At 61.0% G+C, this 2,421-nt stretch carries 2 protein-coding genes; both read left to right on the forward strand.

Going from position 1 to position 2,421, the window contains the following annotated elements; genetic code table 11:
* Positions 1-244 precede the first annotated feature (244 nt).
* Positions 245-742 (forward strand): hypothetical protein, encoded by a 498-nt coding sequence (locus ACXJKJ_RS29985; protein ID WP_457394955.1) that lies wholly within the window; start codon positions 245-247, stop codon positions 740-742.
* Between the two features lie 574 nt (positions 743-1,316).
* Positions 1,317-2,421 (forward strand): transposase (locus ACXJKJ_RS29990; protein WP_457394958.1); only part of this gene is annotated, 1,105 nt, incomplete at its 3' end.

A 2,421-nucleotide genomic window follows, 5' to 3' on the forward strand; every position in this document is an offset into this window, starting at 1 on the left:
GGACAAGGACGGCACGCATTGGCGGCTGTTCTGCCGTGTGCACAACATCGAGAAGATCGCAAACAGAGGCGAACGATCATGAGGAATGGGAAAGATGCGCAACGCGAGCAAGGCGCCGAGAGCGCCACGCAGGGCATTCACGAGGTCCAATCCAATCGGGCCGGCGGCTCGATGCATCAAACGATGAAGAATTCCTCAGCATCCACGGTGATCAGCCGCTGCGGGCATCGCAGAAATCGGGTTATTGCCCAGCCTCGTTAGCCAGCAGATGGAAACATCATCCCTTTTTGAAGCAGTGCTAGAAGGTGCCTTGCGTGAAGTCGCAGCGAGGCAACTGCCCGTGTACACCTTCGCGCTTTATCACGACCATGAATCCGAGGCCGTCTCGGTGTGCGTCGACACCGAGGAGCAGTCGGCCAAAACCGTGGCCTCCATCAATCGGTACAACGTGGGCTACTTTGCGCAGGCCGTCACCAGCGGCGATCTAAAAAGCGCCTGCCTTTGGCAGGCCAATGTCGGGCGTAGTCTTTCACTTGGAGACTTCGCATTGGTCAACGCAGCTCGAACGCCGTTGCCCTCAGGAGCCGTTAGTAAGGGTTTCTATCTTTCAATGGTGCGTGCGGTCATGTCCGTGGAGAAGCGAGTTGCAGTGCTTTCACCACATCCAGAGCGGCTGCTTTTCGCATGCTCGGGCGCTGATGCTGAGGTCGCGTATGTCTGGTGCGCGCAGTCTGCTGGCTAACCGTTCATTGCAGCCGACCTGCGCCAGCTTTGCTGGCTGGTCGGCTGAATTCAAACGTTATGGCGCACCATGAAGCCCGATGATTTTGTTCGTGCGCTTAGGTCAGACTGCGCCGACTCTGCGGTAACCGGGTGCCTCGACACATTTGAGAAGCCGCCAGGCCGAGCCCCAAGGGCTGAGCTGGTTCGAATCTCGCAGTGGTTTCACACGTTGTCGCTGGAGGACCGGGATCTATTGAAGTCCGCCTTGCAGCAAGTCGCGGACGCCACTCTTTTCGGAGTCCTCTGTGTCGTCGACGGCGTTCGACCAATTGAAGACTCGCCAGAGAAGTCCGAATTCACGCTCACTGCCAGCCGAGGAGGATCAAGTGCGCAGCTATCCCCGAACGAGACTTTTCTCCATGATCTCTTCCGCAGTGAGCCATAACCTTTCGCTGCAACGGACGGCTTCGCCGTCCGCTGAGCTCACACGTTGACGCTGTGCAATAACCCAACGACATGCGGTAAATCCGACTGTCACCGACGCAGGCGTGTCGGCACGATCGAAGTCATCACGCTGCAGCCGGATGAAGCCAATGCCACGCTACAAGCTCGTAGATCGCAGTCCCCGCTTTCTACCTGTTGTGCTGGCCGAGCAGATTCAACCYGGCACCTTCGAGTTCGCGCTGGATCATCTGGTCGATCATGAGTTGGACCTGAGCGCGCTGGATGCCAAGTTCAGCAACGATGAAGTCGGCGCCAGCGCCTACGACCCGCGCGTGATGCTCAAGATCGTGCTGCTGGCGTACAGCCGGGGCCTGGTCTCCAGCCGCAGCATCGAGCATGCCTGCCTGCACCATGTGCAGTTCATCGCCATCAGCGGCGACAGCCAGCCCAGCTACACCCACATCGCCAAATTCGTGCGCGAGTTGAAGGGGCAGATCCAGCCGCTGTTCACGCAGGTGCTGCTCACCTGCGACCGCATGGGCTTGATCGGGCGGCAGATGTTCGCCATCGACGGGGTCAAGCTGCCCAGCAATGCCAGCAAGGAGCGCAGCGGCACGCATGAGGAGCTCAAGCATCGGGCGCTGAGGCTGGACAAGGCGGCCGACAAGATCCTGGAACTCCATCAGGCGCAGGACGCTGGCGGCGAAGGCGTGCAAGCGCTTGACGCCAAGCGCCAGGCTCGCATCGATGAACTGCGCCGTGAAGCCCAGGCGACGCGCGACTTCGTGGCCCGCAACGAGCCACGGCGCAACGACAAGGGCCAGGAACTCAAGAGCAACGTGACCGACCCCGACAGCGCCAAGATGGCCACAGGCAAAGGCGTGATGCAGGGCTACGCCGCGCAGGCGGCGGTGGACAGCGAGAACCAGATCATCGTGGCCGCCGAGGTGACGGGATCAGGCTCAGAACAGCACATGCTGCTGCCCATGATCGAAGCGACGGCTGCGGTGCGCGCGCCCGACACCTTGATCACCGCAGACGCCGGCTACCACTCCAACGACAACGTGCAGGCCTTGTGCAAGGCCGCCATCCCGGCCCTCGTGGCCGACAACGCGATGCGCCAGCGCGACGAGCGCTTCGCAGAGCAGGCCAAGCACAAGGCGAAGGGCGAAGTGCTCGCCGACAAGCGAGCGCGAGGCGAAAGTCCCAATCCGAAGGTCAAGGGCTTCTTCGGCACAGGCGACTTCGTCTTCC

The sequence above is a fragment of the Roseateles sp. P5_E1 genome (assembly GCF_054049335.1).